The sequence below is a fragment of the Nocardioides sp. LHD-245 genome, from assembly GCF_030929495.1.
Lineage (GTDB): Bacteria > Actinomycetota > Actinomycetes > Propionibacteriales > Nocardioidaceae > Nocardioides.
In genome coordinates this window covers 273,206-298,291 of the sequence record NZ_JAVFWN010000005.1, presented here as the reverse complement: position 1 = coordinate 298,291, position 25,086 = coordinate 273,206, and the positions used below count along the sequence as shown (strand labels likewise).

Genomic DNA, 25,086 nt, shown 5'->3' with positions numbered 1-25,086 from the left:
GTGGAGGCGCCCGGGCGGGCTAGTTCTGCGGCTCCTCCGGGAGCGGGTCGGTCAGCGGGTCGGTCAGCGGGTCGGGCGTGGGGTCGGGCGTCGGGGGCGGCGGGACCTGGCCCGACGGCGGCTCCGGCAGGTCGGCGGGCTCGTCGATCGGCTCGGGCGCGTTGTCGACGAGCAGCTCGTCGGGCGCCGGTGCGGGGGGCGCCGGCGGCTCGGGCGTCTCCGGCGGCAGGGGCGGCGTCGGCGGGTTGGGCGGCGTCGGCGCGGACTGCCACAGCGAGGCCTCGTCGGCGCCGCCGGCCTGCAGCCGCTTGGCCACCGCCGACACGAGCGCCCCCAGCGCCCCGAGAACCACCAGCTTCTTCAGCTTTCCCATCCCGAGCCTCCTCCGCCGTACGGCGATCTGTCGGCCCGGGCGGGCCGACGGGTCCATCCCACCACGTCGTCCGCGGCAGGTACACCCGCCGTACGTGTGGTGCCTCAGTAGGATCGAGTCCGTTCCGCACCACATCCCCACAGCTGGAGACGAGGCACTTCCATGGCAGAGCCGCAGGCCGTCCTGAAGACCAACAAGGGCGACATCACGCTCAACCTGTTCCCGAACCACGCGCCGGAGACGGTCGCCAACTTCACCGGCCTCGCCACGGGCGAGAAGGCCTACGACGCCGGCAACGGCGCGACCGGCAAGTTCTACGACGGTCTCACCTTCCACCGGGTCATCCCCGGCTTCATGATCCAGGGCGGCTGCCCGCTCGGCACCGGCACCGGTGGCCCGGGTTACACCTTCAAGGACGAGCCGCACCCCGAGCTGGTGTTCGACAAGCCGTACCTGCTCGCGATGGCGAACGCCGGCCCGGGCACCAACGGCTCGCAGTTCTTCATCACTGTCGGTCCGACCACGTGGCTGAACTTCAAGCACACGATCTTCGGCGAGGTCGCCGACCAAGCGGGTCGCGACGTGGTCGACGCCATCGCGGCGGTCCAGACCGGCCGCAACGACGCGCCGGCCGAGCCGGTCGTGATCGAGTCCGTCGAGATCGTCGGCTGACCTCTCCCGTCCATGAGCACCCCTCCGGTCGGAGTGCCGACCTGCTACCGGCACTCCGACCGTGAGACCTGGATCCGCTGCCAGCGCTGCGAGCGGCCGATCTGTCCCGACTGCATGCGGGAGGCCTCCGTCGGCTTCCAGTGCCCCGACTGCGTGGCCGAGGGCCGCGCGTCGATGCGGCAGGCGAAGACGGCGTACGGCGGTGGACCGTCGTCCAACCCGGCCCTCACCTCGATCGTCCTCATCGTCATCAACGCGGCCGTGTGGGTCGCGATCACCGCATCGGGTGGTGGCGCGAGCCGGCTCGCCGAGTGGCTGGCCCTGCGAACGCGCGGATTCTGCCTGGACAGCGATTCGATCCTGGTGACCACCGAGGCAGCCTGCAAGGCAGGTGCTTCGTCGAGGTGGATCCCCGGTGTCCACGACGGCGCCTACTGGGAGATGGTCACCGCCCTGTTCACCCATGTGCAACCGCTGCACCTGGGCTTCAACATGCTCGCCCTGTGGTTCCTCGGACCACAGTTGGAGCACGTCCTCGGCCGCGCCCGGTTCCTCGCGCTCTACTTCCTGTCCGGCGTCGCCGGTTCGGTGGCGGTCTACTGGTTGTCCGGTGGGTTCGGCGGCACCGTGGGAGCGTCCGGCGCGGTCTTCGGCCTGATGGGCGCGCTCGTCGTCATCGCTACCAAGATCGGCGCGAACCCGCAGCAGTTGCTGATGTGGATCGGCATCAATGTCGTCCTCACCTTCACCCTGCCCAACGTCTCCTGGCAGGGCCACTTCGGCGGTCTGGTCGGTGGCGCCGCCGTCGCCGCCGTGCTCGTGTTCGCCCCCAAGGAGCGACGGACGGCGGTCCAGGTTGGCGGGCTCTCCGCCATCGGTGCCGTGCTGGTCGTCGCCACGGTCCTGCGCACCCTCACGCTCACCTGAGCGGCTTGTAACTAAGGGTTACAGCACGAATTCCGGTGCCATAGCGCCCAGGTAGGTGTCCTAACACCAAGGTAGTCGCGCCGGGCGGCTGCTCGGCGCCTCGCGCGTCGCCCGAGCATCTACCCGGGCGTTAGGACACCTACCCGGGCGCTGTTGCACCCCAAAAGCGCACGTAACCCTTAGTTACAAGCGGCGACGGCGGCTTATCCCCAGGGTTGTCCACCGCTGTGGACGAATCACAGCTGTGTAGTTCTCCCCAGCTGTGGAGATTCCTGGGGAAAACGACGCCGCGCCGGGAACCCCTCGGGGTTCCCGGCGCGGCGACAGGACGTACGACGTCGGTCGCGGCCTACTCCCAGCGGGTGGCGAACGCGAAGCCGACGGCCATGAACGCGATGCCGACGAAGAGGTTCTTCTGGCCCAGGTCGCTCATGATCGGGATGTTCTTGGGGTCGTCGCCGGTCAGGAAGATGTAGAAGATGCAGATCCAGATCAGGCCGATGATGAAGCAGGCCAGCATCCCGACCACGACGCCGCGGCCGCGGCCCAGCGGGGTCTTCGGGTGGGCCGAGATCATCAGGCCGAGGAAGAAGGCGATGAACCCGATCAGGTAGTTCTTGGCCTCGAGGTCCGCGAGGAAGGACGGGCCGCCGGGCTGGCGGACCTTGCCGTCGGAGCCGATGCTGCCGAAGCCGTCGGTCGGCCGGATGCCGAAGTAGTAGTACAGGATCCAGGCGATGCCGCCGAGGACGAGCACCAGCGCGAGGGCGAACCGGATGCTCAAGACGGGGCCACGATCCGGGTCGCCGAAGACCTCGCGCTCCTTGCGCTTCGACAGGCGGGACGACTTCGCCACGGGTGGCTCCTCGATCGGGTTCAGGTGCCGAGCGTGCCCGGCTGGGCGCGTTCGACGCGGTGGTGGACACTGTCAGTATGACGGGTGCCCATGCCGGAGGTACGACAGGTCGCAAACCCGAGGCGACCCGGCGCTCGGTCGCCTGGCGGGTCGGCACCCCCGTCGTCGTCCTCCTGAGCGGTGCGCTGCTCGCCGTCTCGGCCACCAACAGCGAGGGCTCCGACCTCCGTCCGGGCCGCTACACCGACCTGTCCGGACTGGTCGAGGGCGAGGCCGCGGACTACCGGAAGCTGGAGAACCGCTATCAGGACCTCTCCGACCAGGTCGACCGGCTGACCGGCGCGGTCAGCGACAAGGGCGTCCGCGACGCGCGGCGTGAGATCGCCAAGCTGCGCGACCCGGCCGGCATGACACCGCGCACCGGATCCGGCCTCCAGATCACCCTCTCCGACGCCCCCGAGGAGCTGCTCGACGAGGCGGTCGAGCGCAACAAGGGCCTCGACCCCGAGCAGCGGCTCAACCTGAATCGGTTCGTGGTCCACCAGCAGGACATCCAGGCCGTGGTCAACGCGCTGTGGACGGGCGGCGCGACCGCGGTGACGATCGCCGGCCAGCGGGTCGTCTCGACGACCGGCATCCGATGCAAGGGCCCCGTCGTCCAGCTCCAGGGCGAGCCGTTCCCGCAGCCGTACGTCATCGAGGCGGTCGGCGACACGAGCGAGATGTACGCCTCGGTCGCCGCCGACCCGATCGTCGCCGGCTACCGCAAGGACGCCGACAACCCGCTCATCGAGATGGGCTGGTCCCTCGACTTCGAGTCCCGCATCGAGGCGCCGGCGTACGACGGCGTGGTCGATCTGCAGTACGCCCGGCCGCTGCGCTGAGGCGCGGACGCCGCGAGGTGTCGGCAAGCCAGGTCCCCGGTCACCGCAGTGAGCTGTGGGGGTTGAGTCGTCACAGCTGACCCGTTGAACCGTCACTTCCGTCCAGCGCCGCTGGCAACCCGGATCCAGATGTGACGACTCGACGGGTCAGATCCGACGACTCGACGGGTCAGATCCGACGACTCAACGAACCGGGCTGCTCGACGAGCTCGGACGGACCCTCCCCAGCGGGTTGAGCGGGTCGGTGCCGTTGGCGACCTCCTGGCCGTCGCTCACCCCGTCGCCGTCGCTGTCCGGGTTGGCCGGGTCGGTGCCGCGGGCGGTCTCGTCGTCGTCGGGCAGCCCGTCGCCGTCGGTGTCGGTGGGCGGCGGCGCAGGCTCGTAGGTCGAGACGAAGATGACGACGTTGGAGCCCGCCGCGAGGGTGCCCTCGGCCGGGATCTGCTCGGTGACCCGGCCCTTCTTCTGGCTGGCGTCGTCGGCCGGGGCGTTGCGGACCACGGGCACGAAGCCGGCCTCCTTGATCGCCCGCTCCGCGTCGGCCTGCTTCATGCCGACCACGCTCGGTACCGTCTCGGGGCCGTCGGAGACGCACAGTTCGACGGTGGCGTCCCGGTCGACCATGGTGTTGCCGGGCGGGTTCTGCTCGACGACGGTGCCCTTCTCGTCGTCGGTGTCGCACTCCCTCTCGGTGATGCTGCGCCGGGTGATCCCGGCCCCGACCAGGGTGTCGATCGCCTCCTTGCGCTTGAGCTCGACGACCGACGGCAGCGAGAACTGGCCCGGCCCGAGCGAGACCACCAGGTTGACCTTCGACTCCGGAGCGACGTAGTCGTCGCCCTCCGGGTCCTGCTCGAGAACCAGCCCGGCTTCGATGTCGTCGTCGTTGCGCACGGTGACCGTGCCGACCTCGAGCCCGGCGTCGCCGATGGCGTTGCGGGCGTCGTCCTCGCTCATCCGGACCACGTTGGGGACCCGGACCGGGGCCGGGGTGTCGTCGAAGAGCCGCGGCCACACGATGTAGGCGGTCGCGATGATCGCCGCGATGAGCAGCCCGAGGACCACCCACAGCCCGACCCGGCTGCGGCGGTCGTCGTCGCGGCTCGGCGGCAGCGGCGGGCGGACGGCCGTGGAGTGCTCGCCCTGGTCGGCGGGAGCCGGCGGTCGCGGCGTGACGACGGACGTCTCGCTCGTGACGGGGGGCAGCACGGCCTGGACCGGGCGTCCGGCGAGGTAGCGCTCGATGTCGGCGCGCATCTGGGCCGCCGACTGGTAGCGGTCCTCCACCCGCTTGGCGAGCGCCTTCATCACGATGGCGTCGACCTCGGGCGTCAGGTCGTCCTCGTGCCGCGACGGAGGTACGGCGGGCTCGCGGACGTGCTGATAGGCGACGGCCACCGGCGAGTCGCCCACGAACGGTGGTCGCCCGGTCAGCAGCTCGTAGAGCAGGCAGCCGGCGGAGTAGACGTCGGAGCGCGAGTCGACGGTCTCGCCGCGGGCCTGCTCCGGGGAGAGGTACTGGGCGGTCCCGACGACGGCGGCGGTCTGGGTCATCGAGGACTGGGCGTCGCTCATCGCGCGGGCGATGCCGAAGTCCATCACCTTGATGTCGCCGGACGGGGTGAGCATGACGTTGCCGGGCTTGATGTCGCGGTGGATGATCCCGGCGCGGTGGCTGTAGTCGAGCGCCGACAGGACGCCGCTGGTGATCTCCAGCGCCCGCTCGGGCAGGATCTTGCGGCCCTCGCGCAGGATGTCGCGCAGGGTCCGCCCCGCGACGTACTCCATCACGATGTAGGGGACGACCTCGGTACTGCCGTCGAGGTGGGTGGTGCGCTCCTCGCCGGTGTCGTAGACCGCGACGATCGCCGGATGGTTGAGCGAGGCGGACGACTGGGCCTCACGGCGGAAGCGGGCCTGGAAGGTCGGGTCGCTGGCCAGGTCGCTGCGCAGCCGCTTGACCGCGACGACCCGGCCGAGCCGGGTGTCGGTGCCCTTGCGGACCTCGGCCATGCCGCCGCGGCCGAGGAGCTCGGCGAGCTCGTAGCGCCCGCCGACGACGGGCCGGGTCGCCCCGGGATCGTGCGGAGGAGTGGTCACTGGGCACCCCCGGTGAGGTCGGTGGGAGGGGTGGGCAGGGTGACCGGGTCGGTCGGCGTCGTGGGCGTGGTCGGCGGCGTGGTCGGGTCCACCGGCTCGGGGCCCCAGTAGAAGACGACGATCGCGTCGCCGACGGTCAGCGTGCCGTTGCGGGAGAACCGGGACACGGTGCCCTCGTCGCAGCTGCCGTCGTTGGTCCGGGAGTCCTGCTCCCAGGTGACCTTGAGGCCGTCGGCCTTGAGGTCGGTGACGGCCTGCTGGTAGTTGCTGAAGCAGGTGTACTGCTCCTGGTCGACCTCGACCGTCTTCGGCGCCTCCGTGGTGGGCTCCGTCGGCGGCTCGGTGGTCGGCTCGGTGTCCTCCGTGGTCGTCTCGGTCGTCGGCGTCGACCGGGTGGTCTCCGTGTCGATCGGGTCGTCGTCACCGTCGTCGCCGAGCAGCAGGAACGCCGCGACCACGGCGATCGCGACGACCACGAGCACGGCGATCGCGATCGGCCAGGGCGAGGTGCGCTCGTCGTCCTCGCCGTTGGCGTCGCGCCGGGGCGGCTGGTCGTCGCCGGCGTACGCCGAGGGGCTGTCCAGGCGCCGCATCGGCTCGGGCGTCGGGGTGCCGGCCGTGGGAGGGACCGGTACGGGCGGTACCACCCCGGTCAGCACCCGGGTGTGGCCGTCGCCGGCATCGTCCGGAGCGGCCGCCGCGGCGACCTCGGGCGAGCGCAGCGCCTCGGCGAAGGCCGCGCCGTCGGCGTACCGCTCGGCGGGGTCCTTCGCGAGCGCGCGCCGCACCACCGCGGCCAGCGGCCCGGGGACGCTCGGCGGCAGCTGCGGCACCGGCTGCTGCAGGTGGGCCAGCGCGGTGGCGACCGGCGTCTCGGCCTCGAACGGGCGGCGGCCGGCCAGGCACTCGAAGGCGACGACGCCCAGGGAGTAGACGTCGGAGGCGGGGGTGGACGGGTTGCCGCGGGCCTGCTCGGGGCTGAGGTACTGCGGGGTGCCCATCACGGAGCCGGTGCGGGTGAGCGCGACGGCGTCGAGCGCCCGGGCGATGCCGAAGTCGGTGATCTTGACCGTGCGGTCCGAGGTGACCAGCAGGTTGGCGGGCTTCACGTCGCGGTGCACGATGCCGGCCCGGTGGGCGACGGCGAGCGCGTCGGCGGCCTGGGCCATCAGGTCCTGCACGACGCCGGTGTCGAGGGTGCGCCCGCTGGCACGGGCGTTGGCGAGCAGCGCGGACAGCGGCTGGCCGTCGACCAGCTCCATCACCAGATAGGGCGGCAGGTCGCCGCCGGCGGCGTCGTCGGGGCCGGCGCCGTAGTCGTAGACCCCCGCGATGCCCGGGTGGTGGAGCGCGGCGGCGCTGCGCGCCTCGCCCTCGAAGCGGCTGCGGAACATCGGGTCGTCGGCGTACTCGGGCTTGAGGACCTTCACCGCGACGGGCCGGTTCAGCCGGGTGTCCGTGCCGCGCCACACCACTCCCATGCCGCCGGTGGCGATCTTGGAGTCGAGGCGATAGCGACCGGCCCGGTCGGCGTACCTGCTCTGCTCGGTCACGAGTGATCACCTCCGGAGGTGTGGTGGGGGTGGCCCGTGCTCCGGGTGCGTGCATGGCAAGGCGGCGGAGCGAAGTCGTACTGGCTCGTCCAACGAGCGACGCCAACGCCGCCAGGTGCGTGCCCGGAGTGCGGGACACACAGCGCACCTTCGGAGGTGATCACTTCTCCAACACCGCTTCCATCACTGCCTTCGCGATCGGACCACCGAGCTGGCCGCCCGCGATCTCGTTGCACGCCCGGTCGGGCGCCTCTTCGATCATCACCGCCACCGCCACCTCGGCGTCCTCCGCCGGCGCGAACGAGACGAACCAGGCGTACGGCGGCTTGCCGCCCGCGCTGCACAGGGAGTCGCCGCGCTGGGCGGTGCCGGTCTTGCCGGCCACCCGCACGTCGGGGATCGCGGCGGGCGACGCGGTCCCGTCGGCGACGGTCGCCTCGAGGAGCTGGGTGAGCTCACCGGCGGTCGCGGCCGACACGGCGCTCTCGTTGAGGGTCTCGGGCTCGGTGGTGCGCAGCACGTTGAACCCGGCGGTCTGCACCTTCTCGACCAGATAGGGCCGCATCAGCTTGCCCTGGTTGGCGATCGCGGCGGTGACCATGGCCATCTGCAACGGCGTCGACTGGACGGTGTTCTGCCCGATGCCGGTCTGCGCTGTCTCGGCGAGGCTCAGCTCGCGGGTGCCGCCGCCCTCGTCGTCCGGCACGTCGACGCCGGTCGGGTAGACCGACGGGACCTGGCCCTGCAGGTCGAGCAGCGAGGTGCTGTTGAAGCCGAACGCCTCGGCCTGCTCGCGCATCTTCTCCGGGCCGACCTCGACCGCGAGCTGCGCGAAGGTGGTGTTGCAGGACCACTCCATCGCGGTCGCGAAGCTGATCTTCTCGGGGCTGCACCGGCTGCGGCCGTCGTTGCCGATCTGGTGGGTGGTGCCCGGCGGCTGGTACGACGCCCCGGCGGGGACGTCGTCGCTCGCGTGATACTTGCCGTCCTCGATCGCGGCGGCGGCGGTCACCAGCTTGAAGGTCGAGCCGGGGAACAGCCGGGTCCGCAGCGCCCGGTTGAGCAGCGGCTCGCGCTCGTCGGCGTCGAGCGCCTGGTAGGCCTCCGACGCCTTCGCGGAGTCGTGGGTGGCGAGCTCGTTGGGATCGTACGACGGGTAGGAGGCCATCGCCAGGACCCGGCCGGTCTTGGGCTGGATCGCCACGACCGAGCCCTCGCCGCGCGGGCCGAGGGTGTCGCGCAGCCCCTCGAACGCGGCCTTCTGGGCGTCGGCGTCCAAGGTGAGCACGACATTGCCGCCCTGAGCGGTCTCGCCCTTGAGCAGGTCGACGAGCCGGGTGACGAACAGTTGCGGGTCCTCACCGGTGAGCACGGCGTTCTGGCTGCGCTCGATGCCGGTCTGGCTGCCGAGCTGGAGGTAGCCGGTGACCGGCGCGAACATCCGGGAGCCGGCCTCCGGGTAGACGCGGAGGTACTTGTAGCGGTCGTCGGACTTCTTGCTCTCCGCGACCGGCTTCTCGCCGACCAGGATCTGGCCGCGCTCGCGGCTGTAGGACGCCTCGGCGACGCGGGCGTTGCGGGGGTCGGTGTTGTAGTCGTCGGACTTCCAGAACTGCACGTAGGTCACGTTCGCCATCAGGGCGAGGAACAGGAACATGCAGAAGATCGAGACGGCGCGGATCGGCTTGTTCATCGCTCAGCTCACCGCCACTCCGGCATGACCTTGACGACCTGGGTGGCCTGGTCGTCGGGGTCCTCCGCCTCGTCGGCCGCCAGGTCGGGCAGCGGCCGGCGGGCCTGGTCGGAGATGCGCAGCAGGATCGCGATGATCACCCAGTTCGCGACGAGGGAGGAGCCGCCGTACGACAGGAACGGCGTGGTGAGTCCGGTCAGCGGGATCAGCCGGGTGACGCCGCCGATGACGACGAACACCTGGAGCGCGAAGACCGCGGCGAGACCGGTGGCGACCAGCTTGCCGAAGCCGTCGCGGGAGATGAGCGCCGCGCGCAGTGCCCGCTCGACGACCAGGCCGTAGAGCAGCAGCACCGCCATCACCGCGGTCAGGCCCAGCTCCTCGCCGACGGCGGCGAGGATGAAGTCGGACTCGACGTACGGCACCCGCTGCGGCATGCCCTCGCCGAGGCCGCGACCCACGAGCCCGCCCCAGGCGAAGCCGTAGAGGGCCTGCACCAGCTGGTAGCCGCTGCCGTCGGCGTCGGCGAACGGGTCGAGCCAGATGTCGACGCGGCTCTGCACGTGACTGAAGATCCGGAACGCGACCGCCGCGCCGCCGAAGAACAGCAGGGCGCCGACCACCAGCCAGCCCGGGCGCTCGGTCGCGACGTAGAGCATGACGAGGAAGAGGCCGAAGAACAGCAGGCTGGAGCCGAGGTCGCGCTGCAGCACGAGGATGCCGAGGCTGACGACCCACATCATCAGGATCGGCCCGAGGTCGCGACCGCGCGGCAGGTCGACGAACACCACGCGCCGGCCGGCCAGAGCGAGCGCGTCGCGGTGGACGACGAGGTAGCCGGCGAAGGTGATGACGAGCAGCACCTTCGCGATCTCGCCGGGCTGGAAGCTGAACGGGCCGAGCGAGATCCAGATCCGGGCGCCGTTGATCTGGGTGCCGAGGCCCGGGATCATCGGCAGGATCAGCAGCGCGATGGCGGTCAGGCCCGAGGTGTAGGTGAACCGGGCGAGCAGCCGGTGGTCGGGGAGCACGATCAGGGTCGCGACGAAGAGGACGACGCCGAGCGTCATCCAGGTCAGCTGCTGGCTGGCCAGTCCGGTGTCCTTGGCGAGGTCGATGCGGTGGATGATCGCCAGGCCCAGCCCGTTGAGGGCCGCCACGACGGGCAGCAGCACCGGGTCGGCGTACGGCGCGACGATGCGCACCGCGATGTGCGCGGCGACGACGAGGAGGGTCAGCCAGCCGCCGTACCCGATCAGGTTCGTGGGCACCTCGCCGTCGACGCCGAGGCCGACGGCGGCGTAGGCGCCGATGCCGACGATCAGGGCGAGGACGAGCAGGAAGAGCTCCGCGCCCCGCCGGCGGCGGTGCACGAATCCCATCAGCGCGGAGTTGGTGGCCATGGTCGGTCGTCCGCCCCTCAGGCGCCGCTCGGCGTGGCGGAGGTCGGGGGGGCGAACGGCGACGCGGAGTCGGAGGTGGGTGCCGTGGTGGGCACGGTGGTCGGCGCGGCGGGGTCGGTCGGGGTGGGGGGTGTGGTGGCATCGTCGGACTGGCGCCCGTTGGCGCCGATCCGGGTGATCGCGTCGCGAGCGCGCTCGACGGTGCTGTAGATCATCGCGCCGTCGCGGACCTCCTCCTGGGTGGACTCCTGGAGGTCGGCGACCGCGAGGTCGGAGACCTCGTAGACGTGGGACAGGCCGGGTACGTCGACGCCGCGGTAGATCACCACGAAGCCGTCCTGCTCGCCGACGTAGTACTTCTGCTGGCTCCACCAGTATCCCGTGCCGACCGCGATCCAGCCGATGCCGAGCACGATCGCCGCCGCCAGCAGGCGACGGGCCCACGCGTAGCGCGGCGGCGGCTGCGGCGCGTAGCGCAGCGCCTCGGGATCGACGATCGGGTCCTCGGGGATGGCGTGGCCGATCCCTGCCGGGATCTCGGCGGTCACCGGCTCCAGCTCCCCGGTGTCGCCGGAGCGGTGCCCGCGGAACAGGGCGCGCGTGCGGCGCCGGCTCAGGTCGGCCGCCGCGCCGACCACCATCGGCTCGGCCGGTGCGCGTCCGGCCGGCTCGGCGACGACGTCGGCGACGACGCAGGTGACGTTGTCGGAGCTGCCGGCGTCGAGGCTGGCGCGGACCAGCTCGATCGAGGTGTACTCCGGGGTGCCGTCGACCAGCAGGGCGGTGATCCGGTCGTCCTCGAGGACGCCGCACGCGCCGTCGCTGCACAGGAACAGCCGGTCGCCGGGGATCAGCTCGAGCGCGAACAGGTCGGGCTCCACGTCGTGCAGGCCGTCGAGGGCCTTGAGGATCAGGTTGCGGTGCGGGTGGACCCGCGCCTCGGCCTCGGTGATCCGGCCCTCGTCGATCAGGCTCTGCACGAAGGTGTGGTCGTTGGTCAGCTGCGACAGCTCACCGTCGCGGAGCAGGTAGGCCCGCGAGTCGCCGACATGGCCCACGGCGAGTCGCCGCCCGTCGAACAGGGCGACCGTCGCGGTCGTGCTGGTGCCGTTGAGGGCGGGGTCCTGGTCGACCTGCGCCCCGATCGACACGTGCGCCTCGTGCAGTCCGTCGTTGACCCGGTCGATCACGTCGACCGGACCCGGCGGCTCGTCGAGCCGGCGGAGCTCGCCGATCGCCGTACCCGAGGCGATGTCGCCGCGGGCCGCGCCGCCCACGCCGTCGCAGACCGCGAGCAGCCACGGGCCGGAGTAGCCGGAGTCCTGGTTGTCCTTGCGCACCCGGCCCACGTCGGAGACGGCGTACCCGTCCAGCCGGAGGGCGGGCTGTGCCGCCCGCAGGCGCACGTCGACGGTGTCGGTCGGCGTGTCGGGCGGCGTGTCGGGCGGGGTGTCGGGCGGGGTGTCGGGCGGGGTGTCGGGCGGGGTGTCGGGCGGGGTGTCGGTCGGCGTGTCGGGCGGGCTGTCGGGTGGGGTGTCGGGCTGCGGATCGGGCTGCTGCTCGGGCGGCGGCGGTGGCGTGGTCGGGGCGTCGGTCATCTACTTCCTCAGCTCCACGATCGTCTTCCCGATGCGGATCTGCGAACCGAGGCCGACGGGGACCGGCTGGGTGAGCCGCTGGCTGCCGAGGTAGGTGCCGTTGGTGGAGCCGAGGTCCTCGACGTACCACTGGCCACCGGACTCGACGATCCGTGCGTGGCGGGTGGAGACGTAGTCGTCGTCGAGGCGGATGGCCGCGTCGTTGCCGCGGCCGATGAGCACGGGGGCCTGGGCGAGATCGGCCACGATGCCGGTGTTGACGCCCTGGACCACCTCGACCCGGGTCGGCTGGCCGCGGCGGGGGCTCGCCGGCTTCGGAGCGCGGGGCTGCTTGCCGGGGGCGGCCGGTGCCGGCACCCGGGCGCCGAACATGTCGGAGCGGATCACCGAGATCGCGGAGAGCACGAAGATCCACAGGATCGCCAGATAGGCGATCCGGACGAGGAACAGGGTCAGCTCAGACATCCGCCACCTGACTTGTCTCCTGGAGCAGTCGGAGCACGAGGGACGTGTGGCCGATCTGGACCCGGGAGCCGTCGCGCAGGGTCGCCCGCGCGACCTTCTGCCCGTCGACGCGGATGCCGTTGGTCGAACCCATGTCGTGCACCTCGACGTGGACGGGGCCCGTGCCCGTCGTACCGGGCTGGGTGGTGATGAGGAACTCGGCGTGCCGCCGGCTCACGCCGGGGTCGTTGATCCGCAGGTCGGCCTCGCTGCCGCGGCCCACGACCAGCCCGGGCGCCTGCAGCGGGTGCTCGGTGCCGTTGACCTCGAGCACCGCCCGCGTGCGCTGGCTGCCGCCGCGCCGGCTCTGCCCGGTCACCTCCGCCTCGGCGTGACTGCGCACCCGGAACCGCCCGGTGCCCAGGTCGTCGGCCGACTCGAACACGATCCGGATCGGGCCGGGGAAGACGTAGGACTGCAGCTCCGCGTGCTCGCTCAGCTGCGTCGACAGCTCGCTCGCCAGCGCCGAGTCGTACGGCGCCAGCCGCTCCAGGTCGCCGTCGGACAGCTCCACCACGAAGCTGTTGGGCACCAGCCGCCGCTGCCGCGAGAGCACCTGTGCCTGGTTGTCGAGCTCGCGCTGCAGCGCCGCCGCGACCTCCACCGGCTGGACGGCGCTGCGGAAGGTGCGCGCGAAGACGCCGGAGATCGCCTGCTCCAGACGCTGCTCGAACCGCTGCAGTCCGCCCACGTCGCTGCCCTCCTTCCGCACGCCTCACACGCCGGACACCTGGCCGGCGATCCCCACGATCGTATCGGTGGGGCCCTGCCCCACCCGGGACCTTCGCTCCCCGCTCGCCTGCTCCCCGGCGAGGCGACCCTCCGGCGTACCCCCCGTTTTGGGTGAGCGTCGCGGGCTGGGATAACCTTGGCAGGCTTCACGCGCGAGTGGCGGAATAGGCAGACGCGCACGGTTCAGGTCCGTGTGTCCGAAAGGACGTGGGGGTTCAACTCCCCCCTCGCGCACGTGTGCAAGTGAAACGAGGCCCCGGGTCATTCGACCCGGGGCCTCGTCCGTTCTCAATCCGCCCGCGCGCTGGGTGGCGAGCCGTTCGCCGGCGACCCTCACGCCGTCCTCGTCGTGACCCGTGACGACGGTGTGGGTGCTGCCGGCGGGTTCTTACCGATCGGTGACGGATCGCCCACGGCGTAGTCGGCGGTGGCCGCCACTGTCAGGGTGAGGTGCATGGCGGGGAGATCCTCAGGCGAGCGGCCCGTGGCCGAGGTGGCGGTGATCGGTGGCACCGGCTTCTACTCGTTCGTCGCGGACGGTGGGGAGCACGAGGTGCCGACACCGTACGGCGATCCGACGGCTCCGATCACCGTGGGGACGGTCGGTGGTCGTCGGGTCGCCTTCCTGCCGCGTCACGGACGGGGGCACCGATTCCCGCCGCACGCGATCAACTACCGGGCCAACCTCTGGGCGCTGCGTCACCTCGGGGTCCGTCAGGTCCTCGCGCCGTGCGCCGTCGGCGGCCTGGACTCCCGGCTGGCGCCGGGCGACCTGGTGGTGCCCGACCAGCTCGTCGACCGGACCCAGGGGCGTGTGCAGACCTACGTCGAGTCGGGCGCGGTCCACGCGCCCTTCGCCGACCCGTATTGCCGGCGGGTGCGCGCGGCACTCGTCGCCGCGGATCCCGGCGTGCGTGACGGGGGGACGATGGTGGTCGTCGAGGGGCCGCGGTTCTCGACGAGGGCGGAGTCGCGCCAATACGCCGCGGCCGGCGGCACGCTGATCAACATGACCGGTCATCCCGAGGCGGTGCTCGCCCGCGAGATGCGGCTCTGCTACGCGGCCCTGGCACTGGTGACCGACATGGACGCCGGCGTCGAGACCGGCCAGGGCGTCGGTCAGGCGGAGGTGTTCGCTCGCTTCGACGCCAACCTCGCCCGACTCGGCGAGCTGCTGACCCGCGCGGTGACCTCGCTGCCGGACCCTGGCGGCTGCGCCTGCTCGGCCTGGGCCGACGACATCGAGCTCACCTACGACGTGCCGGGTTGAGCATGCGCGTCCTGCTCACCGGCTCGGCCGGCTTCATCGGGTCCGCGGTGGACCGGGCGCTGGACGCGGTGGGTCACGAGGTGGTGCGGGTCGATGCCCTGCTGCCCACGGCCCACCGTGACCCGACCCCGGACGAGGGCACCCATGTCGTCGACGTCCGGGATGCCGACGGCTGGCGCGGGCTGATGGAGGGCGCCGACGTCGTGTGCCACCAGGCCGCCGTCGTCGGAGCGGGGGTGACGACCGCCGATCTTCCGCTCTACGCCGCCCACAACGATCTCGGCACGGCCGCGCTCCTGGCCGCGGCCACCGAGGCGGGGGTCGACCGGGTCGTCCTCGCGTCGTCGATGGTCGTCTACGGCGAGGGCGCCTACGCGTGTGCCGAACACGGGCGGCTCGTGCCGCCGGCCCGTACGCCGGAGGCGCTGGCGATCGGTGACTTCGACGTGCGGTGCCCCCACTGCGCCCGGCCGGTCGCCTCGCTCCTGGTCGATGAGGACGCCGCGCTGGCCCCGCGCAACGCGTACGCCGCCAGCAAGGTAGCGCAGGAGCACTACTCCCTCGCCTGGGCGCGACAGACCGGCGCCGCCGTCGTCGCGCTGCGCTACCACAACGTCTACGGCGCAGGCATGCCGCGGGACACGCCGTACTCCGGGGTGGCGGCGATGTTCCGGTCCTCGCTCGAGAGGGGTGAGCCGCCGCGAGTGTTCGAGGACGGGCAGCAGCGGCGGGACTTCGTGCACGTGGACGACGTGGCGCGTGCCAACCTGCTCGCGGCGACCGCCGTCGCGGCCGCGGCTCCCGGCACCTTCCGTGCCTTCAACGTCGCGTCCGGTCACCCGGTGACCGTGGCCGAGGTGGCGGCACTCGTCGCACGTGGCGCCGAGCATCCGCTGGCGCCGGAGGTGACGGGGGAGTACCGCCTGGGGGACGTGAGGCACGTCGTCGCCTCACCGGCGCGGGCCACGGCCGAGCTGGGCTTCCGCGCCGAGGTGGCGCCCACGGCCGGCCTGCCGGCTTTCGCGACCGCGCCGCTGCGGGGCTGACCTGCTCACCAGGTCGTGTAGAGCAGGTGCTGCAGCACCAGCGCGGTGAGCACCTGCACGGCGAGCGCCGGGCGGTGCCAGGACGCCGGGAGGACCGCGAGACCGACGGTCAGCCAGGGCACGAACGGGAGCCAGATCCGCTCGACCTCGGCCTTGCTCATCAAGGTCGCGTCGGCGGCCACGACGGCCAGGACCGCGCCCCCGACGAGCAGGGCGACGACCGGCTCACTCCGGCGCGCCGCCCAGGCGGCGCCGACGGCGCTCCCGAGCAGTACGCCTCCCGACAGCAGCAGCGCGGCGAGATCGCCCCACAGCCAGTACGCAGCGGGCCGTTGCGCCGCGATGCCGTCCCAGTACCTCTCACGCAGCACCGGCAGCGCCTCCCACCACGAGAACCCCAGCGCCGCGAACACGAGAGCCACGGCGACCGCGGCCACGGCCGCGACGGGCAGCGGCCACCAGCGCCGGGCAGCGGCCAGGACCGCGAGCGCCAGCAGTCCGGCCAGGGGCATGCCGTAGGACATCTGCACGGCGTACCCCAGCAGCGCGCCCGCCACGACCGCCCAGGGCCAACCTGTCCGCAGTGGCCCTCGTGCCGCCAGCGCCAGGGCTGCGAGTCCCCAGGCGACCACCGCCGCGAGGACCGCGTCGGCGGACACGGCCAGGAAGACGGCGGCCGGCGTGACCACCAGGTACGGCGCGGTCCGGCGCGCGAGATCCTCCCGACCGAGCGCGCGCACGGTCACGAGCACGGCGGCGGGCAGCGTCGCGGCGACGACGGTGACGGCGATGCCGGCGGCCAGGTCGCCGCCGAGCCCGAGGCGCACCAGCAGCACGAAGAACAGCAGCATCCCGGGTGGGTGTCCGGCGACATGGGTCGGCCAGTTGTCCGGCGCGGTGGAGGGGATGTGGTCGACGTACGACGCCAACAGGTCGGGCACCGAGGTCACGGCACGCGCGGTGGGCAGGTACTCGTGCCGGTTGCCGAGCACGCGCGAGAGCCCGGACGTCCCGTCGACGAGCGCGAGTCCGAGCAACCAGGCCAGCGATGTGGCCCAGGTCAGGGCGAGCAGCGGACGCCAGCCGAGCCGGTGCGCCACGCCGGGGCCGACGAGCACGACGATGACACCGGTGAGGACGGCCAGCGGCGTCCCCGGGCCGAGCTTGGTTTCGAGATAGCCGTGCAGCGGAGGGAAGCCGACGATGTCGTCGGCCCGCTCCCGCACGTCCCAGCCGGTGAGGGCGGGCACCAGCCCGGCCGCCCCGACCAGCAGGACCGCGACGACGGCGCCGGACAGGGCGCCCCGCCGGACATCCGTCGGAGCCGTCGCCGTCATGCCGCCGACCTTAGGCGCGCCCGCGACCCGGGGGAGGGCGTCGTCACGGGACCGTAAGGATTGGCGGGCATGACGAGGCCCCCGGTTCCCTAGGTTGAAGAGGTGCTCGACTGCCAGCTCGTCCTTCCCTGTCGCGACGAGGAGGCAGCGCTGCGAGTGCTGCTGCCTCGCGTTCCCGCCGGGCTCGGTGTCGTGGTCGTCGACAACGGGTCGAGCGACGCGACGGCGGCGGTCGCGGCGCGGGCCGGGGCCCTCGTGGTGGACGAGCCGCGGCCTGGCTACGGCGCGGCCGTGCATGCCGGGGTGGAGGCCGCCACCGCGACCTATGTCGCGGTCATGGACGGCGACGGCTCGTTCGATCCCGCGGACGTGCTGCCGCTGCTCGCCCTGGTCCGCGACGGTGAGGCCGACCTCGCGATGGGACGCCGGGCCGGCGGCGTACGCCCGCCCTGGCCGGCCCGGGTCGGGAACGCGCTGGTCCTAGCGACCGTACGCCGGCGTACCGGCGTCGCTCTGCGCGACCTCGGGCCGCTGCGGGTCGCGCGCCGCGCCGATCTTCTCGGCCTCGGGATCGAGGACCGGCGCTTCGGGTACCCGGTCGAGCTCGTCCACCGCGCCGCGAGCGGTGGTTGGCGGATCGTCGAGCGGGAGGTGGCCTACCACCCGCGAACGCCCGGCACCCGTTCGAAGGTGTCGGGCTCGGTCGCGGGCACTGTGCGTGCGGCGCGTGACTTCCTCCGCGTCCTCGTCATCACCCGCAGGAGCAGGCGATGACGACGATCGTGGTCATCGCGAAGGCGCCGGTGCCGGGCCGGGTGAAGACCCGGCTCGCCGTCGACATCGGCGAGCACGCGGCGGCTCGGATCGCGTCCGTGGCACTCCTCGACACCATCGATGCGTGCGCGAGCGCCGTCGGCCCCGGGCGGTGTCGGCTGGCCGTGGCCGGCGACCTCGAGGACGCTGTCGACGGTCTGCGGATCCGGCGGGCCCTCGCGGGCTGGTCGGTGGTGCCCCAGGTCGCCGGCAGCCTCGGCGGCCGGATCGCCGCTGCCTTCGCCGCCCTGCCCGGCCCCGTCGTCCAGGTCGGCATGGACACGCCCCAGGTCACGTCCGGCCTGCTGCTCGACGCTGTGGCGCGACTCGAGCGACATGACGCGGTCCTCGGGCCCGCCGAGGACGGTGGCTGGTGGCTGCTCGGGCTCCGCGAGCCGTCCCACGCGACGGCGGTGGCGGCCGTGCCGATGTCGACCGCCCGCACCGGCGTCCTGACCCGCGAGGCCCTGGAAGCGGCCGGTCTCAGCGTCGCGGATGCACCGGTCCTACGGGACATCGACGTCCTGGCCGACCTCCAGGCCGTCACGACCACGCACCCGCGACTTCTGACGAGCGCGGCAGGCCGGGCACTGCCGTGACCGCCTCCACGATGCCCTTCGACGTGGTCTTCGCCCACGCGCTGCGGGGAGAGGCCTGCACGGTCCGCACCGTGGAGGGGGCGCCCGTGCCGCTGCCCGTCGAGGACTGGACACGCGGCGCCGATGTCGTCGATCGCCTGTTCCTGCGCCACTGCGCCGGAGCCACGATCGACGTGGGCTGCGGGCCCGGGCGGCTGACCGAGGAGCTGGCGCTCGCGGGGCACGTCGTGCTGGGCGTCGATGTGGTCCACGAGGCCGTGACCCAGACCCGGCACCGGGGTGGACCCGCGCTGCGCCGTGACGTCTTCGACCGGGTTCCAGGTGAGGGGCGGTGGGACACCGTGCTCCTTGCCGACGGAAATGTCGGCATCGGCGGCGATCCCGCGGCTCTGCTGCGGCGGATGCGGGACCTGCTGGGCCGAGGTGGCCGGATCGTGGTGGAGGTGGAGCCGCCGGGCCGGCCGACCGGTTCGGCAGACGTCCAGCTGACCTGTGAGTGCGCGTCGACGACCTACTTCGCCTGGGGACGGGTGGGCGTCGACGGTCTCTCGGCCCTCGCGGACCGGACGAACCTGACGGTGCGCGCCGTCGACCGGTACGACGGTCGCTGGTGCGCCGTGCTCGGGGTCCGGCGATGAGGGCCCGGGTCCCGAGTCCGGACACCTTCACCTCGCGGCTGCACGACGTCCGCGTGGCCGCTCGCGTGGGGCGGTGGCTGGGTGTCTGCTTCGCGCTCGCCTTCGTCACCGGCGTGCTCAGCCACTACGCGCAGGCGACCCACCAGCCGATCCCGCTGCCGACCCGGCCGGTGTGGGGCTACCAGGTCACGCAGGCCGTGCACGTGCTGGCCGGCACCGCTGCCGTGCCGCTGCTGCTGGTCAAGCTGTGGACCGTCTACCCGCGGCTGTTCCACCGTCCGTCGCGGGGGGTGCGGGCTCGCCTGCTGACAGCCCTGGAACGTGGATCGATCGCACTCCTCGTGGGGGCCGCGCTCTTCGAGGTCACGACCGGCTTGGTGAACGTGACCCAGTGGTACCCGTGGGAGTTCAGCTTCCGTCGTGCCCACTACGCCGTCGGCTGGACGGCCATGGGCGCGCTCGTCGTGCATGTCGGGGTCAAGCTGCCCGTGATCCGCGGCGCTCTCGCGCGCGACCTCGACGAGTCGGACTCGTACGACGACCGTCGGCCGTCCTCTCCCCTCGACCGCAGGGGACTGCTCCGCCTGAGCGGTCTCGCCGCAGCGGTGGCGGCGGTGAGCACCGCGGGCGGCACCCTTCCCAGCATCGACCGCCTCGCCGTCCTGTCAGCCCGCCGCTCGGGCGGACCCCAGGGTGTCCCCGTCAACCGGACCGCCCGCGCCGCCGGCGTGCTCGCCGCAGCGAGCGATCCGGAATGGGTGTGCGAGGTACGCCATGGCGACCGCGTGGTCGAGCTCGACCGGGCCGCCCTCCTCGCCTTCCCGCAGCATGCCGTCGATCTGCCCATCGCCTGCGTCGAGGGCTGGAGCGCCACCGGTACCTGGACCGGGGTCCGGCTCCGCGACCTGCTTCGGCTGGTGGATGCTCCGGACGGCGCAGAGGTCGCCTTCCACTCCCTGCAGCGCCGCCGCGCCGGGCGGTTCAGCGTCCTGCCCGCACCGTTCGCCTCCGATCCGCTCACGCTCGTCGCACTCGGCCTCAACGGCGTCCCGCTGTCCCTCGACCACGGCTTTCCCGCGCGGCTCATCGCACCGAATCGCCCCGGTGTCACGCAGACGAAGTGGCTGGCCCGCATCGAGGTGCTCCGGTGAGGGCGGCACTGGTCGCCGTGGGGACCATCGCGATGGGCTACGGAGGGTGGCTGCTGCTGTCCACCCAGAACCTCACCCAGGTGGGACAGACAGCGCTGTGGGCAGGGGCAGCGGTGGTTGCCCACGACCTGCTGCTGGTTCCCGTCGTGCTGATGCTCGGCTGGCTGGTGCGGCGCAGTGGCAGTGGCCGACCGGTCCTGGCGGCGGCCGCCGTCCTCGTGCTGCTCGGTCCGGTCTCGCTCGCCGCGGTCCCGGTGTTCGTCGGGCTCGGTGCCGATCCCGACATGCCCACTCTTCTCAGCCGTGACTACCTGCTCGGCTGGGGCGTCCTGGCGAGCGGCATCGTCCTGGCGGGGGGCGCCCTCGCGAGGTCGCGGATACTGTCAGGAGAAGAGCGAGGAGGGAGCGCCGGTGGCACGGATCCTCGTGGTCGATGACCACCTCCCGGTCCGTGAGGTGGTCAGCTCCTACCTGCGGGCGCGAGGACATGACGTCGCCGAGTCCGGCGACGGACTCGACGCGCTCCGCGTCGTACGCTCCGGGGGCGTCGATGCCGTCGTGCTCGACGTGATGCTGCCCGGCCTGGACGGCCGCGAGGTGTGTCGGCGGCTCCGTGCGATCGGTGACATCCCGATCATCATGCTGACGGCGCTCGGAGGTGAGGCCGATCGGGTACACGGCCTCGAGCTCGGAGCCGACGACTACGTGGGCAAGCCGTTCAGCCCCAGGGAGCTGGCGCTGCGGGTGGACTCCGTCCTGCGCCGGACGACCGGTCGTTCCGGTGAGCCCGAGATCCTCTGCGACGGCGACCTCCTCGTCGACGTCACGCGGCACGTGGTCACCCGCGGGGGTGCGGAGATCGCTCTCACCGTTCGCGAGTTCGACCTGCTGAGGTTCCTCCTCTCTCACACGGACACCGCGTACTCCCGCGAACAGCTCCTGGAGCAGGTGTGGGGGTGGAGCGTGGGAGACCAGTCGACCGTGACGGTGCACGTGCGCCGCCTGCGCGAGAAGGTCGAGCCCGATCCGCGCAGGCCGGTCCGTCTGGTGACGGTGTGGGGCGTGGGCTATCGGTGGGAGCCAGCGGTGGAGGCCTCATGAGGATCGCGGATGCCCTGTCGATCGTCGCCGTGGCGACGGCATGCGCCGTTCTTGCCGGCCTGGTCGGGCTCACCGTCGCGCGGCTGGTCCGCCGCCGCTCGATCCGCTGGCAGCTCGCCGTGGTCGCCGTCGTCCCGGTGGCGGGGGCGTACCTCGGTGCCACGGCGGTCGCGCGGCTGATGTTCATCTCCGCCCACGACCTCCTCGTCATGTCGGTGGTGTCCTCCGTGGCGGCCCTCGGCGCGGTGGGCATCGCCCTCGTCGTCGCCGCTGCCATCGCCCGCTGGTCGGACGCGCTCCGGGCGCAGCTGCGCACCTTCGACGCCACGTCGAGCGAGTCGGCGGGCGGTACGCCGGGCACCGCCGAGCTCCGGTCGCTGGCCGACGAGCTCGACCGCACCCGGGAACGCCTCCGCGAGGCCCAGGACCGGGAGCGGCGGCTGGAGGAGGCGCGCCGGGAGCTGGTGTCGTGGGTGTCCCACGACCTGCGTACGCCGCTGGCCGGGATCCGGGTGATGACCGAGGCGCTCGAGGACGACATGACCACCGACCCGGCGCGCTACCACCGGCAGATCCGCGCCGAGGTCGACCGGATGAGCGGCATGGTCGACGACCTCTTCGAGCTCGCCCGGATCCAGGCAGGTGCGCTCGTCATCGCTCCCGAGCCGGTCCTGCTCTCCGACCTGGTCAGCGAAGCCTTGGCCGCGATCACACCGATCGCCGAGGCGAACGGGATCCGCGTCGAAGGAGCGGTCGACGAGGGGGTGGAGGTGTCGGCCGACCCCGCCGGGATCGCTCGCGTGCTCGACAACCTGCTGGTCAATGCCGTACGCCACACGCGGCCGGGCAGGAGCGTCGAGGTGCGCGGGAGCCTCGTCGCCGGGCGCGTCGAGATCGCCGTCAGCGACGGCTGCGGAGGACTGCCGACCGAGGACCTGGCCCGGGTGTTCGACGTCGCCTGGCAAGGAACGCCCTCCCGTACGCCGGAGGGCACGGCTCGCGGAGGCGGCCTGGGACTCGCGATCGTCAAGGGCATCGTCGAGGCTCACGACGGCCACGTCGTCGTGGAGAACCGCCCGCGCGAGACCGGTTGCCGATTCCTCGTGGTCCTCCCGGGCCAGTAGTCGCCGATACGGCGACTGGTTGTCATCGACCTCGCCGGCCTGCCCCTGGCGCTGCGCACGCTCGTCGGCTACCAGACCGCGAGCGCATTCGTCCGCGCCTTCAGGCAGGCCACCGGGACCACGCCGCGCGCCTATGTGGCGGCACTGCGCGACCAGCCGCCGGGGTGATCCACCCACGCTGTAGGTAAGGTCAACCTAAGCCGGCCGATCGGGCCGGCGTGGGTGGACGAGGAGTGAGTGATGTACGGAGAGGTCGTCGCTGTCGTGCGTCTGACGCCCCAGCTGGTCCGGGTCGTGCTCGGAGGGCCGGGGCTCGACGAGTTCGTGCTCGGCGAGGACGCCGACCAGTACGTCAACTGCTTCTTCCTTCCCGACGCCGCCTCCTACGCCGTGCCGTTCGACGGCGAGGCCGTGCGTGAGCTGCCGCGCGAGCAACGCCCGTTCCCGCGCCGGATCACGGTCCGAGCCTGGGACGGCGAGCGCCGCGAGCTGACGCTCGACATCGCGGCCCACGGCGATGCCGGGTACGCCGGCCGGTGGGCGTCCCGCGCCCAGGTCGGCCACCGCCTCCAGCTCCGCGGACCCGCGGGGAGCTACCGGCCGCACGCCGACGCCGACAGCTACCTCTTCGTCGGCGACGAGAGTGCCCTGCCGGCCATCGCCGCGTGCGCCGAGGCGGTCCCCGCCGGTCGCCCGGTCGTCGTTGTCGTCGAGGTCGAGGACGCCGCGGGGGAGGTCGAGCTGGGCTCCCCCGGCGAGCTCGAGGTCCGCTGGGTGCACCGCGCCGGTCGCGACGACGTGGACGACCTCCTCGCCGAGGCCGTCGCCGCGCTGCCCCGCCCGGCCGGCGTCGTGAGCGCGTTCGTGCATGGCGAGGCGGCCGAGACGCGGGCGGTTCGACGGGTGCTGCTGCGCGAGGGCATCGTCGAGCCCGAGCGGCTCTCCTGCTCGCCGTACTGGCGACGGGGGTTGGACGACGAGGCCTGGCGCGCGGTCAAGGCGGCGTGGGTGCGCGACACCGCTGCCGAGACCTTCGACGTCATGCCGAGGTGAGGTGCCTCCGCCCGATCACCGCCTTCGATGCCCGAGCCGATGATGGGGGGCCCGATGGTCACGACGACGCAGCGGCAGCTCATCCAGGCATGCCATGACGGCCGCGCGGCCGGCCCCGCTCACCGTGCCCGGCGTCCCCACCACCGCCGGGCCGGCTGCTGGACGGCGGCCGGGTCGCCGGCGAAGCCGGCCACCGGCGCGGCGGGGACCAACCTAAACCCCGGTCCGGTACGGCGCGCGGGCGCACTGAGCCACACGTCGAACTCGGCCTCGGCCCGGCGGCGCAGCTCGGCTTCGCGGCGGGCGCCGTACTCGGCATCGATGGCCAGGCCGCGGGCGGCCAGGTCGTCGGCGCGGGCCTTCGCGACCCGGGCGTCGGCCTCGTTCGCGACGCGGCGCAGCTCCAGCTCGTGCTCGGCCTCGAGCTGGCGGGCGTCGAGCTCGGCGTCCTTGGCCAGGAGCGCGGCCTCGTAGTCGGTCTCGGCCGCCAGCTGGGACACCGCGCGCTGGGCCTGGGCGGTCGCGACGCCGCGATCGTCGGTGCTGCGCATCGCCTCCTCGTACGCCTTGCCGCCGGGGCTCGACGTCCACAGCAGCTTGGCCATCACCGGGAGCACCTCGACCACGACCAGCAGCAGCGCGAGCAGCAGGTGCGCGATCATCAGCGCCTTGTTGTCCTCGCCGGCGCGCCACAGGCCCGCGATCTGGGCCAACAGACCGGTGTTGCCGTTGTTGGCGGACTCCAGGCCGGAGCCGAAGCCGTCGAGAGCCTTCTCGGCCCGGGTCAGCTCGTCGCGCAGTGCGGGCAGCTTGTCACCGGCCTGGGCCCGCAGCGACTTCAGCTTGCCGCTGTTCGCGCCGGTGAGCTGCTTCTCGAGGCGGTCGATCTCGACCAGGTCGTCGGCGACGACCTCGGCCGTGGCCTCCGCCTGGGCCTTGTAGAGCGCGGAGTTGCCGTTGAAGCCCGGCTTCGGGGCGCACTTGTCCGGGTCGTCGAGCCGCTCGCGCCCACCGCCGTAGGTGTCGCAGTTGTAGAGGATCGCGGCCTGGTCGGCGGCATGCTGGTCGGCGGCCAGGGCTTCCCTGGCGGCGGCCAGCTCGCGCGCCAGCCCCGACGAGCTCGGGTCCGCGAACGACGTCGGCAACACCCCCGCCGCGATGTTCTCCCAGTCGTCGACCTCCTGGCGCAGCGCGGTGACCTGCTGGGTCTCCTGGGAGTCCGCGAGCCAGGTCTTGTTGAGCTCGCTCTGCTCGGCCTGGGACTTCACGATCTGGGCGTCGATGTCGGAGGCGAAGATCCGAAGCGTCAGCGGCGTCGAGACCACGATCCCGATCAGCGCCGCCGCGAGGAGCCGGCCGAGCACCGAGGCCGTCGTGGCGAGCCCGCGGCCGCCCATCCCCAGCAGCAGCAACGTGCGGTCCATCGCGAAGATCACCAGGCCCCACAGGGGCGCCAGCAGCACCGCGACCACCGCCTGGGTGTGGACGGCGTCGGTGAGGAAGAAGAACATCGACACCGTCGCCAGCCCGGCGGTGGTCAGCAAGGTGATGGCGATCTGGGCGAACGCGCGGCTCGCGGACGGCACGAGATCGAGGGCGGCGGCGTCGCCGCCGCCGATGCGGATCAAGGTGCGGTAGAGGGGACTCATCGGTGCCTCC

Annotated in this window: 24 protein-coding genes and 1 tRNA gene; 14 read left to right on the top strand and 11 right to left on the bottom strand. The window is 72.5% G+C overall.

Annotated elements, in window-relative coordinates:
• Positions 1-19 precede the first annotated feature (19 nt).
• Positions 20-373 carry a hypothetical protein gene (locus tag RB608_RS10430; protein WP_308087803.1) on the bottom strand — a complete coding sequence of 118 codons (354 nt, stop codon included), beginning with the start codon at positions 371-373 and terminating at the stop codon, positions 20-22.
• A gap of 162 nt (positions 374-535) precedes the next feature.
• Between RB608_RS10430 and RB608_RS10425 the strand changes: the two genes are divergently transcribed.
• Together RB608_RS10425 and RB608_RS10420 are read left to right on the top strand one after the other, a co-directional pair.
• Positions 536-1,045, top strand: coding sequence for a peptidylprolyl isomerase (locus RB608_RS10425; protein ID WP_308087802.1), 510 nt, complete (start codon positions 536-538; stop codon positions 1,043-1,045).
• 12 nt (positions 1,046-1,057) lie between these two features.
• Positions 1,058-1,972, top strand: coding sequence for a rhomboid family intramembrane serine protease (locus RB608_RS10420; protein ID WP_308087801.1), 915 nt, complete (start codon positions 1,058-1,060; stop codon positions 1,970-1,972).
• A 349-nt stretch (positions 1,973-2,321) separates the two neighbouring features.
• On the opposite strand, the gene RB608_RS10415 is transcribed toward RB608_RS10420, so the two are convergent.
• The gene (locus tag RB608_RS10415; protein WP_308087800.1) at positions 2,322-2,828 is read right to left on the bottom strand and encodes a cell division protein CrgA; all 507 of its coding nucleotides are present in this window, start codon (positions 2,826-2,828) and stop codon (positions 2,322-2,324) included.
• A 77-nt stretch (positions 2,829-2,905) separates the two neighbouring features.
• Here RB608_RS10415 and RB608_RS10410 point away from each other — a divergent pair, with 77 nt between their 5' ends.
• The gene (locus RB608_RS10410; RefSeq protein ID WP_308087799.1) at positions 2,906-3,712 is read left to right on the top strand and encodes a DUF881 domain-containing protein; all 807 of its coding nucleotides are present in this window, start codon (positions 2,906-2,908) and stop codon (positions 3,710-3,712) included.
• 183 nt (positions 3,713-3,895) lie between these two features.
• Here RB608_RS10410 and pknB read toward each other — a convergent pair whose 3' ends face one another.
• The 7 genes from pknB to RB608_RS10375 form a co-directional block, all read right to left on the bottom strand.
• Positions 3,896-5,812, bottom strand: coding sequence for a Stk1 family PASTA domain-containing Ser/Thr kinase (gene pknB, locus RB608_RS10405; RefSeq protein WP_392390984.1), 1,917 nt, complete (start codon positions 5,810-5,812; stop codon positions 3,896-3,898).
• On the bottom strand, positions 5,809-7,365 hold the full coding sequence (locus RB608_RS10400) for a serine/threonine-protein kinase (RefSeq protein ID WP_308087798.1): 1,557 nt from the start codon (positions 7,363-7,365) through the stop codon (positions 5,809-5,811). Before RB608_RS10400 ends, pknB begins: the two co-directional genes overlap by 4 nt.
• Positions 7,366-7,525: 160 nt before the next feature.
• On the bottom strand, positions 7,526-9,058 hold the full coding sequence (locus RB608_RS10395) for a penicillin-binding protein 2 (protein ID WP_308087797.1): 1,533 nt from the start codon (positions 9,056-9,058) through the stop codon (positions 7,526-7,528).
• Between the two features lie 8 nt (positions 9,059-9,066).
• On the bottom strand, positions 9,067-10,461 hold the full coding sequence (locus RB608_RS10390; RefSeq protein WP_308087796.1) for an FtsW/RodA/SpoVE family cell cycle protein: 1,395 nt from the start codon (positions 10,459-10,461) through the stop codon (positions 9,067-9,069).
• 17 nt (positions 10,462-10,478) lie between these two features.
• Positions 10,479-12,059: a protein phosphatase 2C domain-containing protein gene (locus tag RB608_RS10385; protein ID WP_308087795.1), complete on the bottom strand. Its 1,581-nt coding sequence runs from the start codon at positions 12,057-12,059 to the stop codon at positions 10,479-10,481.
• Complete coding sequence (locus RB608_RS10380) at positions 12,060-12,524, bottom strand: FHA domain-containing protein (RefSeq protein WP_308087793.1); 465 nt, start codon at positions 12,522-12,524, stop codon at positions 12,060-12,062.
• Positions 12,517-13,254, bottom strand: coding sequence for a DUF3662 and FHA domain-containing protein (locus RB608_RS10375; protein WP_308087791.1), 738 nt, complete (start codon positions 13,252-13,254; stop codon positions 12,517-12,519). The genes RB608_RS10380 and RB608_RS10375 overlap by 8 nt, the downstream gene beginning before the upstream one ends.
• Positions 13,255-13,445: 191 nt before the next feature.
• On the opposite strand from RB608_RS10375, the gene RB608_RS10370 reads away from it, so the two are divergent.
• The 3 genes from RB608_RS10370 to RB608_RS10360 all read left to right on the top strand — a co-directional run bounded on the left by RB608_RS10370 (position 13,446) and on the right by RB608_RS10360 (position 15,611).
• A tRNA-Leu gene (locus RB608_RS10370) sits at positions 13,446-13,529 on the top strand.
• A gap of 250 nt (positions 13,530-13,779) precedes the next feature.
• Entirely contained in the window at positions 13,780-14,565 is a 786-nt protein-coding gene (locus RB608_RS10365) for an S-methyl-5'-thioadenosine phosphorylase (protein ID WP_308087789.1), read from the top strand.
• Between the two features lie 2 nt (positions 14,566-14,567).
• Positions 14,568-15,611, top strand: a complete 1,044-nt coding sequence (locus RB608_RS10360; RefSeq protein WP_308087851.1) for an NAD-dependent epimerase/dehydratase family protein — start codon at positions 14,568-14,570, stop codon at positions 15,609-15,611.
• A 5-nt stretch (positions 15,612-15,616) separates the two neighbouring features.
• Here RB608_RS10360 and RB608_RS10355 read toward each other — a convergent pair whose 3' ends face one another.
• Positions 15,617-16,948: a hypothetical protein gene (locus RB608_RS10355; RefSeq protein WP_308087788.1), complete on the bottom strand. Its 1,332-nt coding sequence runs from the start codon at positions 16,946-16,948 to the stop codon at positions 15,617-15,619.
• A gap of 102 nt (positions 16,949-17,050) precedes the next feature.
• On the opposite strand from RB608_RS10355, the gene RB608_RS10350 reads away from it, so the two are divergent.
• From RB608_RS10350 to RB608_RS10315, 8 genes are all read left to right on the top strand, one after another.
• Positions 17,051-17,722: a glycosyltransferase family 2 protein gene (locus RB608_RS10350; protein ID WP_308087786.1), complete on the top strand. Its 672-nt coding sequence runs from the start codon at positions 17,051-17,053 to the stop codon at positions 17,720-17,722.
• Positions 17,719-18,360, top strand: a complete 642-nt coding sequence (locus RB608_RS10345; protein WP_308087785.1) for a TIGR04282 family arsenosugar biosynthesis glycosyltransferase — start codon at positions 17,719-17,721, stop codon at positions 18,358-18,360. Before RB608_RS10350 ends, RB608_RS10345 begins: the two co-directional genes overlap by 4 nt.
• Positions 18,357-18,998: a methyltransferase domain-containing protein gene (locus RB608_RS10340; RefSeq protein WP_308087784.1), complete on the top strand. Its 642-nt coding sequence runs from the start codon at positions 18,357-18,359 to the stop codon at positions 18,996-18,998. The genes RB608_RS10345 and RB608_RS10340 overlap by 4 nt, the downstream gene beginning before the upstream one ends.
• A complete protein-coding gene (locus RB608_RS10335; protein WP_308087783.1) occupies positions 18,995-20,149 on the top strand; it encodes a molybdopterin-dependent oxidoreductase in 1,155 nt (384 codons plus the stop codon). Before RB608_RS10340 ends, RB608_RS10335 begins: the two co-directional genes overlap by 4 nt.
• Positions 20,146-20,586, top strand: a complete 441-nt coding sequence (locus tag RB608_RS10330; protein ID WP_308087782.1) for a hypothetical protein — start codon at positions 20,146-20,148, stop codon at positions 20,584-20,586. Before RB608_RS10335 ends, RB608_RS10330 begins: the two co-directional genes overlap by 4 nt.
• A complete protein-coding gene (locus RB608_RS10325) occupies positions 20,561-21,250 on the top strand; it encodes a response regulator transcription factor (RefSeq protein WP_308087781.1) in 690 nt (229 codons plus the stop codon). The genes RB608_RS10330 and RB608_RS10325 overlap by 26 nt, the downstream gene beginning before the upstream one ends.
• Entirely contained in the window at positions 21,247-22,374 is a 1,128-nt protein-coding gene (locus tag RB608_RS10320; protein WP_308087779.1) for a HAMP domain-containing sensor histidine kinase, read from the top strand. Before RB608_RS10325 ends, RB608_RS10320 begins: the two co-directional genes overlap by 4 nt.
• Before the next feature lie 240 nt (positions 22,375-22,614).
• Positions 22,615-23,427 (top strand): siderophore-interacting protein, encoded by an 813-nt coding sequence (locus RB608_RS10315; RefSeq protein ID WP_308087777.1) that lies wholly within the window; start codon positions 22,615-22,617, stop codon positions 23,425-23,427.
• Between the two features lie 119 nt (positions 23,428-23,546).
• Here RB608_RS10315 and RB608_RS10310 read toward each other — a convergent pair whose 3' ends face one another.
• Complete coding sequence (locus tag RB608_RS10310) at positions 23,547-25,076, bottom strand: DUF4407 domain-containing protein (protein WP_308087776.1); 1,530 nt, start codon at positions 25,074-25,076, stop codon at positions 23,547-23,549.
• Between the last annotated feature and the right edge of the window lie 10 nt (positions 25,077-25,086).

Excerpts from the sequence above, each read along its gene's own strand:
- RB608_RS10430 (WP_308087803.1), bottom strand. The coding sequence starts at position 373 with ATGGGAAAGCTGAAGAAGCTGGTGGTTCTCGGGGCGCTGGGGGCGCTC.
- RB608_RS10395 (WP_308087797.1), bottom strand. The coding sequence starts at position 9,058 with ATGAACAAGCCGATCCGCGCCGTCTCGATCTTCTGCATGTTCCTGTTC.
- RB608_RS10390 (WP_308087796.1), bottom strand. The coding sequence starts at position 10,461 with ATGGCCACCAACTCCGCGCTGATGGGATTCGTGCACCGCCGCCGGCGG.
- RB608_RS10380 (WP_308087793.1), bottom strand. The coding sequence starts at position 12,524 with ATGTCTGAGCTGACCCTGTTCCTCGTCCGGATCGCCTATCTGGCGATC.
- RB608_RS10345 (WP_308087785.1), top strand. The coding sequence starts at position 17,719 with ATGACGACGATCGTGGTCATCGCGAAGGCGCCGGTGCCGGGCCGGGTG.
- RB608_RS10355 (WP_308087788.1), bottom strand. The coding sequence starts at position 16,948 with ATGACGGCGACGGCTCCGACGGATGTCCGGCGGGGCGCCCTGTCCGGC.
- RB608_RS10420 (WP_308087801.1), top strand. The coding sequence starts at position 1,058 with ATGAGCACCCCTCCGGTCGGAGTGCCGACCTGCTACCGGCACTCCGAC.
- RB608_RS10320 (WP_308087779.1), top strand. The coding sequence starts at position 21,247 with ATGAGGATCGCGGATGCCCTGTCGATCGTCGCCGTGGCGACGGCATGC.
- RB608_RS10335 (WP_308087783.1), top strand. The coding sequence starts at position 18,995 with ATGAGGGCCCGGGTCCCGAGTCCGGACACCTTCACCTCGCGGCTGCAC.
- RB608_RS10425 (WP_308087802.1), top strand. The coding sequence starts at position 536 with ATGGCAGAGCCGCAGGCCGTCCTGAAGACCAACAAGGGCGACATCACG.
- RB608_RS10410 (WP_308087799.1), top strand. The coding sequence starts at position 2,906 with ATGACGGGTGCCCATGCCGGAGGTACGACAGGTCGCAAACCCGAGGCG.
- RB608_RS10385 (WP_308087795.1), bottom strand. The coding sequence starts at position 12,059 with ATGACCGACGCCCCGACCACGCCACCGCCGCCGCCCGAGCAGCAGCCC.
- RB608_RS10360 (WP_308087851.1), top strand. The coding sequence starts at position 14,568 with ATGCGCGTCCTGCTCACCGGCTCGGCCGGCTTCATCGGGTCCGCGGTG.
- RB608_RS10310 (WP_308087776.1), bottom strand. The coding sequence starts at position 25,076 with ATGAGTCCCCTCTACCGCACCTTGATCCGCATCGGCGGCGGCGACGCC.
- RB608_RS10315 (WP_308087777.1), top strand. The coding sequence starts at position 22,615 with ATGTACGGAGAGGTCGTCGCTGTCGTGCGTCTGACGCCCCAGCTGGTC.